The 16,710-nt window shown below is 56.1% G+C and carries 15 protein-coding genes and 1 tRNA gene; 14 read left to right on the top strand and 2 right to left on the bottom strand.

The features are described from left to right. Window positions 1-326 precede the first annotated feature (326 nt). Window positions 327-1,262 carry a hypothetical protein gene (locus ACFO5Q_RS15760; protein ID WP_068146960.1) on the top strand — a complete coding sequence of 312 codons (936 nt, stop codon included), beginning with the start codon at window positions 327-329 and terminating at the stop codon, window positions 1,260-1,262. Between the two features lie 678 nt (window positions 1,263-1,940). Continuing rightward, window positions 1,941-3,782, top strand: coding sequence for a hypothetical protein (locus ACFO5Q_RS15755; RefSeq protein ID WP_068146954.1), 1,842 nt, complete (start codon window positions 1,941-1,943; stop codon window positions 3,780-3,782). 169 nt (window positions 3,783-3,951) lie between these two features. Here the strand turns inward: ACFO5Q_RS15755 and ACFO5Q_RS15750 are convergent. Beyond that, window positions 3,952-4,041 (bottom strand) — tRNA-Ser (locus ACFO5Q_RS15750). A gap of 233 nt (window positions 4,042-4,274) precedes the next feature. Between ACFO5Q_RS15750 and ACFO5Q_RS15745 the strand changes: the two genes are divergently transcribed. After that, window positions 4,275-5,234: an NAD(P)H-dependent flavin oxidoreductase gene (locus ACFO5Q_RS15745; protein WP_068146952.1), complete on the top strand. Its 960-nt coding sequence runs from the start codon at window positions 4,275-4,277 to the stop codon at window positions 5,232-5,234. A 64-nt stretch (window positions 5,235-5,298) separates the two neighbouring features. Here the strand turns inward: ACFO5Q_RS15745 and ACFO5Q_RS15740 are convergent, their stop codons facing one another. Next, the gene (locus ACFO5Q_RS15740) at window positions 5,299-6,222 is read right to left on the bottom strand and encodes a carbon-nitrogen hydrolase family protein (RefSeq protein ID WP_068146949.1); all 924 of its coding nucleotides are present in this window, start codon (window positions 6,220-6,222) and stop codon (window positions 5,299-5,301) included. Window positions 6,223-6,512: 290 nt separating this feature from the next. On the opposite strand from ACFO5Q_RS15740, the gene rplU reads away from it, so the two are divergent. The 11 genes from rplU (at window position 6,513) to ACFO5Q_RS15685 (ending at window position 16,672) form a co-directional block, all read left to right on the top strand. Then, on the top strand, window positions 6,513-6,875 hold the full coding sequence (rplU, locus tag ACFO5Q_RS15735) for a 50S ribosomal protein L21 (protein ID WP_068146946.1): 363 nt from the start codon (window positions 6,513-6,515) through the stop codon (window positions 6,873-6,875). A 31-nt stretch (window positions 6,876-6,906) separates the two neighbouring features. Further along, on the top strand, window positions 6,907-7,158 hold the full coding sequence (gene rpmA / locus ACFO5Q_RS15730; RefSeq protein WP_068146943.1) for a 50S ribosomal protein L27: 252 nt from the start codon (window positions 6,907-6,909) through the stop codon (window positions 7,156-7,158). Between the two features lie 168 nt (window positions 7,159-7,326). After that, the gene (gene obgE, locus ACFO5Q_RS15725) at window positions 7,327-8,394 is read left to right on the top strand and encodes a GTPase ObgE (protein ID WP_068146940.1); all 1,068 of its coding nucleotides are present in this window, start codon (window positions 7,327-7,329) and stop codon (window positions 8,392-8,394) included. 18 nt (window positions 8,395-8,412) lie between these two features. Then, on the top strand, window positions 8,413-9,540 hold the full coding sequence (proB, locus tag ACFO5Q_RS15720; RefSeq protein ID WP_068146975.1) for a glutamate 5-kinase: 1,128 nt from the start codon (window positions 8,413-8,415) through the stop codon (window positions 9,538-9,540). 11 nt (window positions 9,541-9,551) lie between these two features. Beyond that, window positions 9,552-10,817 carry a glutamate-5-semialdehyde dehydrogenase gene (locus ACFO5Q_RS15715; protein WP_068146938.1) on the top strand — a complete coding sequence of 422 codons (1,266 nt, stop codon included), beginning with the start codon at window positions 9,552-9,554 and terminating at the stop codon, window positions 10,815-10,817. Between the two features lie 5 nt (window positions 10,818-10,822). Beyond that, entirely contained in the window at window positions 10,823-11,455 is a 633-nt protein-coding gene (locus ACFO5Q_RS15710) for a nicotinate-nucleotide adenylyltransferase (RefSeq protein WP_197421026.1), read from the top strand. Between the two features lie 13 nt (window positions 11,456-11,468). Further along, the gene (rsfS, locus tag ACFO5Q_RS15705) at window positions 11,469-11,864 is read left to right on the top strand and encodes a ribosome silencing factor (RefSeq protein WP_068146935.1); all 396 of its coding nucleotides are present in this window, start codon (window positions 11,469-11,471) and stop codon (window positions 11,862-11,864) included. Between the two features lie 104 nt (window positions 11,865-11,968). Continuing rightward, complete coding sequence (gene rlmH, locus ACFO5Q_RS15700; protein WP_068146930.1) at window positions 11,969-12,430, top strand: 23S rRNA (pseudouridine(1915)-N(3))-methyltransferase RlmH; 462 nt, start codon at window positions 11,969-11,971, stop codon at window positions 12,428-12,430. Window positions 12,431-12,504: 74 nt separating this feature from the next. Further along, entirely contained in the window at window positions 12,505-14,067 is a 1,563-nt protein-coding gene (gpmI, locus tag ACFO5Q_RS15695) for a 2,3-bisphosphoglycerate-independent phosphoglycerate mutase (RefSeq protein WP_068146928.1), read from the top strand. 31 nt (window positions 14,068-14,098) lie between these two features. After that, window positions 14,099-15,277: a murein hydrolase activator EnvC family protein gene (locus tag ACFO5Q_RS15690; protein ID WP_068146925.1), complete on the top strand. Its 1,179-nt coding sequence runs from the start codon at window positions 14,099-14,101 to the stop codon at window positions 15,275-15,277. Window positions 15,278-15,319: 42 nt separating this feature from the next. Then, the gene (locus tag ACFO5Q_RS15685) at window positions 15,320-16,672 is read left to right on the top strand and encodes a S41 family peptidase (protein WP_068146923.1); all 1,353 of its coding nucleotides are present in this window, start codon (window positions 15,320-15,322) and stop codon (window positions 16,670-16,672) included. Window positions 16,673-16,710 lie beyond the last annotated feature (38 nt).

Genomic DNA, 16,710 nt, shown 5'->3' with positions numbered 1-16,710 from the left:
CTCCACCCGGTGTGAACACAATAGCCCGATTGAGAGCAGCGTCACTGGCTCCCATATAGACGTGGGGGAAAATCACCGCTTACTAAAAATCTACAAAATCATCTAATTGTTTATTGGGAAAATGGCCAAGAAATGAACCCTTCCATCACGTCAAGGACAACCTTCAATTTGCACTACCCCTCGGCCCGAAGGTGAATCCGAAAAGAAGGTTTAACTTGCTCTAATTTCCTCTTGTCCGATTAGTTGAATAGAAACAACTTGTTGACGAATTGTTTCTTTGCAGCAATTGTTGGTAACGATGTCGAAATTGTGTGGGGCCCGTTACTTTGGCTGAAGAATATCAATACAGTTGGGACAGTGACGACTGGGAGAACTTTTGTCACCGATTGCTTCAGCTTCGCTATAAGCCAACAAATGTCGTGAAGGTTCCTCACCAAGATAGAGGCGACCTAGGGATAGAATTTTATTCCAATCACGAAGGCACCATTTATCAATGTTACGCCCCAGAACACCCAACAACCAAGGACGTACGTGTACACAAAATAAGAGCGAAAATCAATAAAGATATCAATAAGTTAAAAAAGTACGAGTCCTCGCTCACCACCTTGTTTAGTGGGTTGCCAATCAAACGCTGGGTACTTGTGGTTCCATTGATGGATTCAAAGCGCGTTACATTGGCGCTGCCAGGCTACTCAAATAAGGTTCGAGGATACGGACTGCCCTTTATTGATGCTAGTTTTCAGGTAATGGTCCACGATCAGAGCGACTTTGCTACTCAAATTACGCAACTTCGAAGAAAGGCCGGCCAATCCTATTCGATACAACCGCCCACGGTGTCGGATGATCATGTTTCGCCCTGGATTGATGAGAACGCGGTTTTGGCCCAGACGCTTCTTAAGAAACTGCAGCGCGGATTTCCAGACTTAGAAGAGACGACGCTCAACAAGAGATTCCAAAACCACATCAAGAGGCATCTAGAGGGTGAAAACCTAATGGACGATCTTAGAATACAGTTTCCTGACATGTATGAGGAGGCGTCTAAGGCAGTTCAAAGAGCACGATCAAAATTGGAAACTCTAGGGCCGGCGTCAACAAACCCAAGGTCAATCCTAGAAGAGCAAATTGACGCGATAAAGGATTACCTATCGTCTCAACAGACGCAATTGGCCGGCCACGATATTGACGTGATAGCGCTAGGCGCCGTCGTGTCGTGGTTGATGGAGTGCCCGTTAGATTTTCCGGAGATGTCGAATGCTACTTAGAGAGCTGCTCCCTGATGTTGACAGTTTTAGATTCAATGTGCGTCCAGTCCCAGTACCCGGTGATCTGCGGAGAAATTGGCGTATCTCTCTGGTAGTTCTCATCTTAGCTCATTCGCGTGGCGGAAAAGCAAGCCTCCCAAAGGTACATCTTGTTAGCGACGTGCTGCGAACGAAGCGTAACATGGATACTTTTGGAGCGGTCTTGAGCCAAGAGCTCAGTTTCAAAACCTGGAACCTGAGAGTCGAACCTGCTTTAGGTAGGGCCTTGGATTTTGCCGTAGGCCAAGGGCTGATCGTTCGGAATTTTGGCGGATCGGTACCGTCATATAGTTTGACAGAAGCAGGACGGAACCTGGCAGAAAGGTTGCTCGAAGATGAAAGTATATTTGAGACAGAAAAGGCATTTCTGGGAATTTGGAAGAGGACCATTACTGAAGGCCTGGTTCAGGACATCGTGAAAATGAGGGCAAGTTGATGTCACTTACATTACGTCATCTTCGACTTAGGGTCCTTACTCGGAACGGGAAATTCGGAACTGATCTACCGTTAGGTCCCGGACTAAACGTTTTGAGTGCCGGAAATACCAGCGGCAAGTCTACGTGCTTGCAGGCAATCGTCTATGTACTGGGGTTGGAGCGCATGTTGAGTCCCAGGAGAGAAGTACCTCTAGCATATGTCATGAGAGAAGAACTATTGCCAGGACCGGAAACAGTTGTTGCATCATACGTTATGCTAGAGATGCAGAATGCCGCTGGTGAAACTATTACAGTAATGCGCCACGTAGTGGGGGAGAAGGATAACAAGCTTATCCAAGTATGGATGGGCCCCAAATTATCTGGCCCAGGCAACCGCCTTCCCAGAAAAGACTTTTTCACTTTTGACCCGGGAGCGGCTCAAAGGGAGGCCGGATTTCATCGGTTTCTTACCGAATTTCTCAACCTTGAACTGCCCTATGTTCAAACCTATGAGGGGAAGGAAGTACTCTTATACCTTGAAACGCTCTTCCCATTTTACTTCGTAGAACAAAAAAGAGGATGGTCCGCGACCCTAGGACCATTTCCTACTCATTTGCGTGTTCAAGACATGGCTCTCCGCGCTTTTGAATTTGTCCTGAATTTAGATGCTCAGAAATGGAGGCTAAAGCGTCAGGTCCTTGAAGACAGACTGGAAGGTGTCAGTCGGCAGTGGAAACATACGCGTGGCGAAATGGCAGCAATTGCTCGCCGCGATATTGTGAAACTAGAGGGGCTTCCAGTAGAGCCTTCTGCTGAATTTTTGTTGGAAGACGATTTTGACATCTTGGTTCCTCGGATGGGCGAATGGATTGCAATAGACTCGTACCAGCTGCACCTGATGGACCTACTAGAAGACCTAAATGCACAGGATGCGCCAACTGTCGGCGAAGAGAAGTCTGCACTAGAAGGTCGTCTAGAAGAGCTCACCAATAAGCTTGATGAGATTGCAGTGGATGCAGTGGAGTTGCACGGGCGTTTTAGTAGGGAGAAGGCAGAACACACCAGCATTGAAAGGCGTCTGTCAGCGATCAACGACGATCTTCGCAAGAACAGGGATGCTTTGAAACTAAAGAATTTCGGTTCTTTGATTGGGCAAGAAGGTGATCAAGGGCAGGTATGCCCAACCTGTCACCAAGGCATAGAGTTTGAGCTGTTGCCGGAACAGTCTTCAAAGGCAATGGCATTGGAAGAGAACATCAATTTCTTGGACTCTCAGAGGTCTATGTATCAATCAATGTTGGAAAGTAGTGGGCAAAAATTTGAAGCATATCAGCTTCAATTATCTGCTTGTCACGAAGATCAAGAGCGTCTGAGGTCTGAGCTAAGGTCAATTCGGTCAACACTGATAAGCTCAAGTCAAGGACTATCCGCTAGCCATATCCGAAAAATTGTTACTACCGAACAAGAGTTAGCCAAGTTGGCTTCATTGGAAAGCACGCTCTATGAGTTATTGGAGGTGCTACATGATTCTGCCAAAGAGTACGTTGATGTCATGGGCCAGCTCAAAGAAATCCCTTCTGCACAATTTAGTAAGGCAGACTTGACCAAACTGGCTGGTTTTGAAGAGTCATTAAGGCAGAAGCTTGATCGGTTTGGTTTTCGCTCATACCCGCCTCACAAGGTAAAGATATCTAGGGATACATTCCGACCGATCGTTGAAGTAGATACTGCATCTGGCATGGTCGAAGCGGAACTTAATTTCGAAATGTCTGCTAGTGATGGCATTCGCCTCAAGTGGGCCTTCCTGTTATCGCTTTTTGAATTTTCAGGTACAAAGTCCGCCAACCATATTGGATTGTTGATCCTAGATGAACCGGGGCAACAAGAGGTCGAGGACCTTAGTTTGCGAGCGTTACTTGAGGATGCTCAATTGGTAACGAAACAGGCTGGTGGACAGATCATTATCGGGACCAGTGAAACTCCAGAGCAATTGGAGATTTCTAGCGATGATCCAAGCATTAACACGATCCATTTTGAAGACTACATAATCACAAAAGTTAACTGAGCACTATAAGCTGGTCGCCCGCATAACCAGGCAATGGCTACTTCGACACCATCCACCTAAATTATCAAACAAACGTCAAACGGCATTGAAAAGTTGGCAAAAAAAGAATGGGTATATTTATGGGTAAGACCAAATAAACTCCATCAAAACATTGATTTCATTGGATAAATGGCGGAGAGTGAGGGATTCGAACCCTCGGTACGCTTGCGCGCACAACGGTTTTCGAGACCGCCCCGTTCGACCGCTCCGGCAACTCTCCGCATTGGGGCATGGCCACCCACCTTGGGGTGACGGCGGCGCACCCTACCCCAACGCCCCTGCCCGATCAAGGGGAAATCCAGGCGAAATTTGTAGCCGCGCATGAACAGCAATTATTTACTGGACTAATTGGTCCAGTATCCTATTTTCTTGGCTATGGAATTTGACGGGCGCGGCGATGAGCCTACCCTCACATTAACTTATCAGTTCAATCGGCAAGCAGGACGACATTTCATGGCGCTACCGACACAGCTTTCTAACCTTCGGATTCCGGTGATCGGGTCCCCGCTTTTCATCATCTCGAACCCGGACCTGGTGATCGCCCAGTGTAAGGCGGGCATCGTTGGCTCCTTCCCGGCACTCAATGCCCGGCCAGAGCCCGTGCTTGAGGAATGGCTCCAGCGCATCACAAATGAGCTGGACGCCCATAACCAGGCAAACCCGGACAAGCCGGCAGCCCCGTTTGCGGTGAACCAGATTGTGCACAAGTCCAACAACCGGCTGATGCATGACGTGGAAATGTGCGTGAAATACAAGGTGCCGGTGGTGATCACCTCCCTTGGCGCCCGCCCGGAAGTGAATGAAGCGATTCATTCTTATGGCGGTATCGTGCTGCATGACGTGATCAACAACCGCTTCGCCAAGAAGGCCATTGAAAAGGGCGCTGACGGCCTGATCGCGGTGGCGGCGGGTGCGGGCGGCCACGCGGGCACGCTTTCGCCCTTTGCGCTGATCCAGGAAATTCGCGAATGGTTCGATGGCCCGCTGGCGCTTTCAGGCTCCATCGCCCACGGCGGCGCGGTGCTGGCGGCCCAGGCCATGGGCGCAGACCTTGGCTATATCGGCTCGGCCTTCATCGCGACAGAGGAAGCCAACGCTGACGAGCGCTACAAGCAGGCCATCGTGGACTATGGCGCGGACGACATCGTTTATTCGAACCTTTTCACCGGCGTACACGGCAACTATCTGGCGCCATCGATTGAGGCCGCGGGCCTTGACCCGAAGAACCTGCCGGAAAGCGACCCGTCGAAGATGAGCTTCGGTTCAGGCGGCTCTGAAAAATCCAAAGCATGGAGAGACATCTGGGGCTGCGGCCAGGGCATTGGTGCGGTCAAGGAGATTGTTCCGGCTGCCAAGATGGTTGACCGGCTGGCGGATGAATATGCCGCAGCCAAAGCGCGGGTGTGCGGCTAGGCCTTTCCCACAGCCAAGCAAAAGTTGAGGCAGGAAAACAGGCAGTTTTCCTGCTTCTTTATTTTCAGGGCTTCACGATCTTCTGCGGATTCTCGTTGACCGAAAGCGAGAAAATATCCGGCCGGGCATAGTGTCCCACCACATCCAGATCATACTTGCCGCGGGTGATATCCGCCTTGTCCAGCTCGGCAGTCTGGATACACTCACGCCCGAAAACGGGGGCAGCCAACACCTCCCCCATCGGCGAGATGATGCAACTGCCGCCCCGAATAAGCACCGTATCGGGCGCGTCGCCCTGAATGGGGTGATAGTCTGCGGGGCCATCGCCGCGCTCCATATACTGGCAGGCGGAAAGTACGAAACAGCGGCCTTCAAGCGCAATCGTCTGCATTGTCGGCAACCAGACATCCCGATCGTCCACCGTGGGCGCACAGTAAAATTCCACACCCTTGCCGTACATGGCAAGTCGAAGTTGCGGCATATAGTTTTCCCAGCAGATGGCGCCACCAAGGACCCCAATATCAGTCGCAGGTGCCGCTAGCGTCGAGCCGTCGCCGAAGCCCCACACCACCCGCTCAAGCGCCGTTGGCATCAGCTTTCGGTGTTTGCCCAAAAAATTGCCGGTTGCGCTGAAATAAAGCGAAGAGCAGTAAAGGGTGCCACCGTCGCGTTCCACCACCCCCAGAACCACATGGATTCCCACATCCGCAACCACCTCGCTGATCGTGTCAACATCCGGGCCCGGCACGGTGATGGCCTGCTCGGCATAGCGGCGGAACATGTCCCGCCCCTCGGCTGATCGCGACCCCAGCCGCACACCAAAATCCAGCCCCTTGGGGTAGCCCCCGACAAAAGCTTCAGGGAACACCGCAAGCGCTGCTCCGCGCTTTGCGGCGTCCCCGATCAGGTCACGCAATTTTTCGAACGTCCGCGCCTTATCAAAGAGGGGTGTCCCCGCTTGCACTACTGCACCAATAACCGTATCCATATTCTAGGGCTCCCTATCTGGCTTTGCTGTTTTTTCTACAGCAGCTCATCTCCCCTTTCCTAATCACCATCAAGTGACAAGATGATCACCACAACGGACCGTGACCCTGATAAATGATTGACTCTTAGGGCCATATCCGTATATTGCGCGCGAGTTGGCGGCAGGAGCCTGATTCCTTCCGCCGCTTTTGCTTTTGAAAAAAGCCAGCGGAAACCGCCCAAAGTATGAGGCGCTTCAAAGGGTTAGGCCCATCCGGTTTGCTGCGGCGCGAAGATAGAGAAGGAACAGATATGTTCGCAGTCGTAAAGACAGGCGGTAAACAGTACCGCGTAGCCGAAGGCGACGTGATCAAAGTTGAAAAACTTGATGGCGAAGCTGGCAAATCAATCACCCTCGACGAAGTTCTGATGGTTGGCGATGCCAAGGGCATCAAAGTTGGCGAGCCACTCGTTAAAGGCGCCAAAGTAACCGCCGAGGTACTTGAGCAAAAGAAAGACAAGAAAATCACGGTCTTCAAAAAGAAGCGCCGTCACAACTATCGCCGTAAGGTTGGTCACCGTCAGGAGATCACTGTACTGCGCGTGACGAAGATCGCAGGCGCCGCTGCAAAGAAAGCAGCAGCGAAGAAGACTGAAGAAGCAGCGGCTGAGTAAGCGGCCTCGTTAAAGAAAAAGGAGTACTCTAATGGCTCATAAAAAAGCTGGTGGTAGTTCCCGTAACGGTCGTGACTCTGAAGGTCGCCGTTTGGGCGTAAAAAAATTCGGTGGTGAAAACGTGATCCCCGGCAACATCCTCGTTCGTCAGCGCGGCACCAAATGGTACCCGGGCGAGAACGTAGGCATGGGTAAAGATCACACCCTGTTCGCTCTGACCGAAGGCCAAGTTAAATTCTCCAAAGGCAAAGGCGGTCGCGCGTTTGTTTCTGTAGAAGGCTAAGGCCCAGCAAATTTGCTGAAAACTTCTGGAAAAGGCGGGCCAGCGGTCCGCCTTTTCTCGTGTTATCCGTCTTGGCAATGCCAAGATATCCCAAGGCGCAAAAAATAATTGCCCAAACCCCGGGGCGTGCGGCTTCCGCCAACGCCCCCAATCTGATAAAAGCGGCCCATGAAATTCGTTGACCAGACCAGAATATTTGTTCAAAGCGGCGCAGGCGGGAACGGCTGTGTTTCCTTCCGTCGTGAGAAATATATCGAATTCGGCGGCCCCAACGGCGGGGACGGCGGCAAGGGCGGCGATGTGGTCGTTGAAGCGGTCGCGGGCTTGAACACGCTCGTCGATTACCGCTACAAGCGGCACTATAAGGCGCAAAAAGGCCAGCACGGCATGGGCAAGAACATGACCGGCGCATCAGGCCAGGACCTTGTGCTGCAGGTGCCGATCGGCACCCAGATTTACGACGAAGACATGGAATTCCAGATCGCTGACCTCGCGAAGGTTGGCGACCGCGTGGTGCTGGCCAAGGGCGGCGAAGGCGGGCTTGGCAACACTCACTTCAAATCCTCCACCAACCGCGCGCCCCGGCGCACCACACCGGGCGGCCCGTCCGAGGAAATGTATGTGGTGCTTCGCTTGAAGCTGATCGCGGACGCAGGGCTTGTGGGCCTGCCGAACGCCGGCAAATCCACTTTCCTGTCTGCCGTTTCGCGCGCCAAGCCGAAGATCGCGGATTATCCCTTCACCACCATCAGCCCGCAGCTGGGCGTCGTGGGCGTGGGCGAAAACGAATTTGTGCTGGCGGACATCCCGGGCCTGATTGAAGGTGCGCACGAAGGCCACGGCCTTGGCACCCGTTTCCTGGGGCACGTGGAGCGCTGCGGCGTGCTGCTGCATCTGGTGGACGGCACGCAGGAAGACGTGGTCGCGGCCTATGAGACCATCATGGAAGAGCTGACCGAATATGGCGGCGGCCTTCGGGACAAGCCCATGATTGTCGGCCTCAACAAATGCGACGCTATCCCTGAGGACGAGCTGGAAGACAAGCGCGTTGCCCTGCAGGACGCGGCGGCGCGGCCTGTAATGGTGCTTTCGGGTGCCACGCACGCGGGCGTGCACGAAGTGCTTTCCGCCCTTTGGGACGTGGTCAAGGAAGACATTGCCAACCGCAATGTTGAAGAAGAAGGCTCCGATGAGGACGACAGCTCATCAACCGGTGGCAGCTGGTCCCCCATCTAAGCGAATGGAATGTTCCCCATGGAGAGTGCCTTATCAGGGTTGAAGTCAGCACGCCGTCTTGTGATCAAGATCGGCTCCGCGCTGCTTGTTGATAAGGACACCCGTGGGCTCAGAAAAATCTGGCTGGCTGCGCTCATATCAGATGTTGCGGCCCTCAGGGCACAAGGGGTCCAGGTGATATTGGTGTCCTCTGGCGCAATCGCCATGGGCATGGCTCCGCTTGGTTTCACCAGCCGCCCGCAGCGTCTTGAAGAGGCCCAGGCTGCGGCAAGTGTGGGGCAAATTCGCCTGGCGCAGGCCTATCAATCGCTTTTCGAGCAGCACGACATGGTGATCGGCCAGATCCTCTTGACCATCCATGAACTGGAGGAGCGCCCCTCTTACCTCAATGCCCGCAACACGGTTGAGGCACTGCTGGAGCGCGGCGTGATCCCGGTGATCAACGAAAACGACACGGTGGCCACATCCGAGATCCGCTTTGGCGACAATGACCGGCTGGCGGCGCGCGTGGCGCAGATGGCGGGCGCGGACACACTGGTGCTGCTTAGCGACATCGACGGCCTTTATGACAGCGACCCGACAGTAAACCCGAACGCCAAATTCTTTGACCGGGTTGAGGCGATCACGCCCGACGTTGAGGCCATGGCGGGGCCGCCATCCAAGGTCACCCCCGGCACGGGCGGTATGATCACCAAGCTGATGGCCGCCAAGATCGCGCTGGCTGGCGGCTGTTCCATGATCATCATGAACGGCAAGGATGCGCACCCGATCAAGCGGCTCATGGGCGGCGAACGCGCCACCCTGTTCCCGGCCACGACAGACGCGCTGACAGTCAGGAAACAATGGATCAGAAGCCTGATGGCACCGAAGGGCTATCTGCATATCGACGCGGGCGCAGTCGCCGCGCTCAAGAAAGGTGCAAGCCTTCTGGCTGCCGGTGTCACGGAAGTGGACGGCGGGTTTGACCGCGGGGACCTGGTCGCGCTGATGGGCCCGGACGGGCATTTGGTGGGCCAAGGCCTCGTGTCCTACGACCATATCGACGCCACCAAGATCCAGGGCCGGAAGATGCAGGATGTCTATGATATTCTGGGCTATGTTGGCCGGTCGGCGCTGGTGCACCGCGACGACCTTGTATTACTTTAACGGAGGAAGAGATGGACGATATTCAGAATATTTCCACGATGATGCAGGAGATGGGCAAGCGCGCGAAAGCTGCTGCGGCTGAACTCGCGCTCGCCTCCACCGACGCCAAGAACAAGGCGCTTCTGAAAGCTGCAGACGCGCTCAAGAAAAACGTGCCTGCCATTCTGGAAGCAAATGAAAAAGACCTGGAGTACGGCCGCGAGAAGGGCCTCAGTGACGCCATGATGGACCGGTTGGCGCTTGACCGCAGCCGCATCATCGCTATCGCCAAGGGCCTGGAGGCCATTGCCAAACTCGATGACCCGGTGGGCGACACCATGGCCGAATGGGACCGCCCCAACGGGCTGAAGATCGCACGCGTGCGCGTGCCGCTCGGCGTCATTGGAGTGATCTATGAAAGCCGCCCGAACGTGACAGCAGACGCAGGCGCCCTGTGCCTGAAGGCTGGCAACGCCGTGATCCTGCGAGGCGGCAGCGACAGCCTGAATTCTTCGGGTGCAATCCACGCCTGTCTCAAGGAAGGGCTTGAGGCCGCAGGCCTGCCCACAGACGCCATCCAGCTGGTGACCACCCGCGAACGCGCGGCGGTGGGCGAAATGCTGACCATGACAGGCCTGATTGATATCATCGTGCCCAGGGGCGGCCGCTCGCTGGTGGAACGCGTGCAGAACGAAAGCCGCGTGCCCGTGTTCGCGCACCTTGAAGGCATCTGCCATGTCTATGTGGACAAGGCGGCAGACCCCCAGAAGGCGCTGGATGTTGTGGTGAACGCCAAGATGCGCCGCACCGGCATTTGCGGTGCCGCCGAAACCCTTCTGGTAGACAAAGACGCCGAAGCCATAGCCATCTTCGTGATTGGCGCCTTACTCGATGCAGGCTGCGAAGTGCGCGGCGACGAGCGAATGATGATGCTGGATGACCGGGTGAAACCGGCAACAGACGCTGACTGGAAAACCGAATATCTGGATGCCGTCATTTCCGCCCGGTTCGTGGATGGGGTGGAAGGCGCGATTGCCCATATCGCGGAAAACTCTTCCGGCCACACGGAAAGCATCATCACCGAAGATGAAGCCACGGCTGAGAAGTTCCTGCGCGAAGTGGACAGCGCCATCGTGATGCACAATGCTTCCACCCAGTTCGCCGATGGCGGCGAGTTTGGCATGGGCGCTGAAATCGGCATCGCAACAGGCCGCATTCATGCCCGTGGCCCGGTGGGGCTTGAGCAGCTGACCAGCTTCAAGTATCAGGTTCGCGGCAGCGGACAGACAAGGCCATAAAAGGCTTGTTACGGAACCGTAACATAATTTTGCCTGAGGCCGCCAAGTGGCGCGGGCGTACCGTGGCGCTTTATGGCGGCAGCTTCAACCCGGCGCACAAGGGGCACCGCCGCGTGGCGCGCGAATGTCTGAAGCGCCTGGGCGTTGATGCAGTGTGGTTTCTGGTAAGCCCCGGCAATCCGCTGAAGGACGCGAACCATATGGCCGAGTTTGACCGCCGCTTTGACAGCATCAAGGCGCTGGTGGGTGACCATCCGCGCATGCTGGTGAGCGATATCGAGGTGCGGCTGGGCACGCGCTTTAGTGCAGATACCATTGCCGCGCTCCAGAAACTGATGCCCCACACCCGCTTTATCTGGGTGATGGGCGCAGACAATCTGGCCACCTTCGACAGGTGGGCGAACTGGCAGGAAATTGCCCGTTCGCTGCCCATTGCGGTTTTTGACCGTCCGGGGTATTCTATAGCCGGACAAAACGCCAAGTTCGCCCATGTGTTTGGGCGCTTCCGGGTAAGCCCGGAAAAGCTTGGCAAGTCCAGATCACCGGCCTGGGCCTTCTTGACGATACCGCGTCATCCGGCTTCGGCTACAAAGCTTCGTCAGCAGATGGGTGAGACCTGGCTGGCGGGCACAAAGTAGAAAGGAAACGTACTTGCAAGCTTCATCGGAGACGCTCAGCGTCACTGATCCTATCCCGGTTGTGAAAACCGAGGATCTCCTCAAATCGGTCATATCCAGCCTTGACGACAACAAGGCGGAAGACATTGTTTCCATCAATTTGGCAGGCAAAACCAGCATTGCGGACCATATGGTCATCGCAAGCGGTCGTTCACAGCGTCAAGTTTCGGCACTGGCTGAATATGTCATCAAGGGCCTCAAGGCACTGGGTCACAAAGACATGGTTGTCCAAGGTCAGGAACAAGCAGACTGGGTGTTGATCGACGCCGGTGACGTGATCGTTCACATTTTCCGTCCAGAAGTTCGCAGCTTCTACAATCTGGACAAAATGTGGGGCACCGAAATTGAGGAAGGCGACACGGTTAACTGAACCGGGTCAGCTGTGACCAGACTTGGGTGATCAGTCAGGCGCCGGATGTATTGGCGCCCAGGGCTTGAGGGTAACAGGGCCGGGATGGCCCTGAAGAGGCGATTTTGCTGATTTCAATCATTGCAGTTGGCCGTATGCAGCGCGGACCAGAGATGGACCTTGTGACCCAATATCTGGGGCGCTTGCCGTGGAAGGCCGACATCACGGAAATCGACATCAAGAAGCAGGCGGCAAATGCGGCTGAGCGCAAGGCGCGTGAAGCCGAGCGCATCCTGGCGGCTGTGCCCATTGGCGCCGCGCTGGTGGCCCTTGATGAACACGGCAAGGCGCTGAAGTCCCGCCAGTTCGCGGGCAAGATTGACGAATGGCAGGCCACCGGCATCAGCCATGTGGCTTTTGTGATTGGCGGGGCCGACGGCTTGGACCGCAGCGTGCTTCAGAAAGCCGACCTGAAGCTGGCGTTCGGCACGCTTACATGGCCCCATATGATGGTGCGCGCCATGCTGGCCGAACAAATTTACCGCGCATGGTCAATTAATGCTGGGCATCCTTACCATCGCGACTAAAATGCCCAAATACTGACGCAAAATAAGGCCAAAACTGATTTCAAACATAGCACGCATGTGGAAAGAGTAAGTTCATGAGCACGACACCAAAACCCGTAGTCCTTTGTATCCTGGACGGCTGGGGCTATCGCGATCAAACGGCCGACAATGCCATCAAACTGGCAAATACCCCGAATTATGACCGGCTGTGGACCAGCGTGCCGCGCGCGTGGCTTGCGACAAGCGGCCTTGCCGTGGGCCTGCCGGACGGGCAGATGGGCAACAGTGAAGTTGGCCACATGAACCTGGGCGGCGGCCGCGTTGTTCTGCAGGACCTGCCCCGCATCGATGAAGCAGTCGCAACAGGCGATCTTGCAAAGAATGCGGAACTGGTGACCTTCGTTGAGAAGATGAAAGCGTCCGGCGGCACGGCGCACCTGATGGGCCTGATGTCCCCCGGCGGCGTGCACAGCCACCAGGACCATATCGCGGCGCTGGCGAATATCATCTCAGACGCTGGCGTGCCTGTGCGCATCCATGCCTTCATGGACGGCCGTGACACGCCGCCCCGTTCCGCGCTTGAGTTCCTCGACAAGTTCGAAGCAGATATCAAAGATGCTGCGGACACCAAGATCGCCACGGTCACGGGCCGCTACTGGGCCATGGACCGCGACAAGCGCTGGGACCGGGTGAAAAAGGCCTATGACGCACTGGTTTCGGGCGAAGGCCAACAGAAGGCAGATAGCGCCAAGGCCGCCATTGAAGCCGCATACGCCCGCGACGAGAACGATGAGTTCGTCGCCGCCACCACCATTGACGACTATAAAGGCATGAAAGACGGTGACGGCTTCATCATGGCCAACTTCCGCGCAGACCGCGCGCGTGAGATTCTGACCGCCATGGTCGACCCGGCATTTGACGGGTTCGAGCGCGGCACGCTGCCGAAGTTCGCAGCCGTCGCTGGCATGGTGGAATTCTCAGCCGCGCTGAATGAATTCCTGCCCGTGCTGTTCCCGGCGGAAGAGATCAACAATTCGCTCGGCCAGGTGCTGGCGGACAATCATATCAACCAGCTCCGCATCGCGGAGACCGAAAAATACGCCCACGTGACCTTCTTCTTCAACGGCGGGTCCGAAGGCGTGTTTGAAGGCGAGGACCGCATTCTGGTGCCATCGCCAGACGTCGCGACCTACGACCTGAAGCCGGAGATGAGCGCGCCTGAGGTGACAGACAAGCTCGTTGAAGCGATCAAGTCCGGCAAATATGGCGCGATCGTTGTCAATTACGCCAACCCCGATATGGTTGGACACACCGGCGTGCTCTCGGCCGCCATCAAGGCGGTTGAAACCATCGACGGCTGCATCGGCCGGCTTGAAGAAGCCATCCTTGAGGTCGGTGGCGCCATGCTTGTGACCGCAGACCACGGTAATGTTGAGATGATGAAGGACGAAAGCACCGGCCAGGCCCACACGGCGCACACCAGCTTTGATGTGCCTGTACTGCTGATTGGCAGCGACAAGGGCATGAAGAACGGTCGCCTGGCGGACGTGGCACCCACCATGTTGGCGCTGCTGGGCATAGACCAACCCGCTGAGATGACAGGCCATAACCTGCTGACCGCTGGGGCGGCCACGCAAGAGGACCGGGCCACTGCGTAAAGCAGGAGCATATAGCCTGTTAGGCGCCAGCGTGCTGGCGCTTTGCCTTGCCGCGCCACTGGCAAGCGCGCAGGACCGCAAGGATGCGGCAGAATCGAACCTGGAACGGCTGGAGCGCGAGCAGGAAGCCAAGGAAAAGCAGCGTCTCGCGCTTGAAGAAGCGGCCAAGGAAGCCGCGGAAGAAGCACAGCAGCTTTCCGAAGACCTGGTGGCCGCGGCCCGTGACATTCGCATGAGCGAAGAAGAAGCCCTGCGTCTTGAAGACCGCATCAAGGACCTGGAAGCAGAGACCACAGCCAAGAAAGACCAGTTGGACGCCCGCCGCGGCGAGCTGCTGAAACTGTTGTCCGCGCTGCAGCGCCTGTCCAAAAGGCCTGTCGCCTTCACGCTTGTGCAGCCCAGCGAGGCCATCACGACGGCGCGCACCGCGTCCCTGATGGGCAATCTGGTGCCGGAGATCAACAGCCAGACAGAGACACTGCGGCAGGAGCTCGGCATCCTTGCATCGCTGCAGGAAGCCTTGAGCCAGGAGCGTTTCGCACTGAAAAATACCTTGGCAGAATTAACCCAACGTCAACTAAAACTTGGTTCACTCTTGGATAAGCGGAAAGCGGAAGCCCAAAGAGCGACCGTGCAGGCCGAAGGATTGGCCAAGGAACTGGCGGAAATCGCGGAAAGAGCATCCAGCCTTAGGGATTTGGTCGAAAAACTGGAACAGCAGGCCGCAAAACGGAAGCAGGTTGCGCCGGTTCCTGTTAGCCCTAGGCAAAAGCCGGTGGTTCCCCTGCCCGCGCCGACGCTCAGGACGCCGATTACCCGGATGAAGGGTCGCCTGACCTATCCGGCGATCGGGTCGATTGTCGCCCGGTTCGGGGAAATTGAAGGCGCCGTGCATGTGCGGGGTATCCGCATCAAAACGCGGCAAAGTGCCCAGATCGTGTCGCCTTATGACGGCCAGATCGTATTTGCGGGACCGTTCAGGAACTATGGCCAGCTCTTGATCATCTCGCACGGGGACGGCTACCATAGCCTTCTGGCCGGGCTGACGGACTTACAGGCCGTGGTGGGCCAATGGGTTCTGGCGGGAGAACCCGTGGGTTCCATGAGCGACAACAAGGCGCTCGCGGAGCTCTATATGGAACTGAGGCGCAATGGGGAATCGGTTGACCCGGCCCCATGGCTGAACAGGCAAACAGCATCCGCGCGGTAACGCGGGCGGGTTTTGAGTAAGAACATAAAGAAAGGTGTCAACATGCGGAAACTTATTACCGGGACGGTGACGGCGCTGATGATAGCGCTGATGGCGCCCGTAGCCGTGCAGGCAGACACGCGCAAGAACCAGGATGAGTTCTATGAGCAGCTTGACCTGCTGATGCGTATCTTCGAGCGCGTCCGGTCCGAATATGTTGACGAAGTTGACGATCGGGAAGTGATCGAGGCGGCCATCCAGGGCATGCTTCGCTCCCTTGACCCACACTCAACGTACCTGAATCCTGATATCTACCAGCAGGTTCGCGTCCAGATGGAAGGCGAATATGGCGGCCTGGGCATTGAGGTTCAGATGGAAAAAGGCGTGGTGAAGGTTGTCTCCCCCATTGATGACACCCCGGCGGACAAGGCCGGGATCAAGGGCGGCGACTATATCACCCATATCGACGGTGAAGCCATCCAGGGCAAGACGCTGACCGAAGCCGTGAAGAAGATGCGCGGCGCTGTGGGTGCGCCCATTGTGGTCACGGTTGTGCGCGAAGGCTATGACGCCCCGTTCGACATCACGATCGTCCGCGAGAAGATCATGGTGCAAAGCGTGCGTCACCGCATTGAAGACGACACCATCGGCTATATCCGCGTGACCACCTTCAACATGCAAACCGGCGACGGCGTTGAAAAAGCCATCGAAGCCATCAAGGCGCAACTGGGCCCAGACCTCGACGGCGTGATCCTTGACCTGAGGAACAACCCGGGCGGCCTTCTTGACGAAGCGATCCGTGTGTCTGATGCCTTCCTTGACCGCGGTGAGATTGTTTCCACCCGCGGTCGCCGCCGCCAGAACAATAACCGCTGGTACGCAACATCCGGCGACATGCTGGACGGCCTGCCGGTTGTTGTGCTGACCAACGCCTATTCCGCGTCTGCATCTGAAATTGTGGCTGGTGCGCTGCAGGATCATCGCCGCGCCATCGTGCTGGGCGACAAGACGTTCGGCAAAGGCACGGTGCAAAGCGAAATCCGCCTGGGCCGCGCGGGCGACCGCGCCATCCGGCTGACGACCGCGCGCTACTATACGCCAAGCGGCAAGTCGATCCAGGAACGCGGCGTTGAGCCGGACATTGAAGTCTTGTTCCCGCGGCCTGCGGGCCAGCGCGGCAACCCACGCCGCGAGGCAGACCTGCAGGGCCACATTGCCAATGACCAGGACAGCATCGACCGCACCGGCGAGTTCGACGGCGAATATGATGCCCAGGCAATGACCGATGAAGTGGACAATGTTGGCGAAACCAACGAAACCAGCGACGAACAGGTTGACGTACAGCTCAGGTATGCGATTAAGCTACTGAAGAATATGTCAGGCCTTCCAAAATCACAGGTTGCCGAGGTCCGCTAAAAGACTTCATGCGCCGTATTGGACGGCATGACTGAAAA

The organism is Kordiimonas lipolytica (genome assembly GCF_042651265.1).
Classification (GTDB): Bacteria; Pseudomonadota; Alphaproteobacteria; order Sphingomonadales; family Kordiimonadaceae; genus Kordiimonas; species Kordiimonas lipolytica.
The sequence above is the reverse complement of the archived record's forward strand: the minus strand, read 5'-3'. Positions and strand labels throughout refer to the sequence as shown.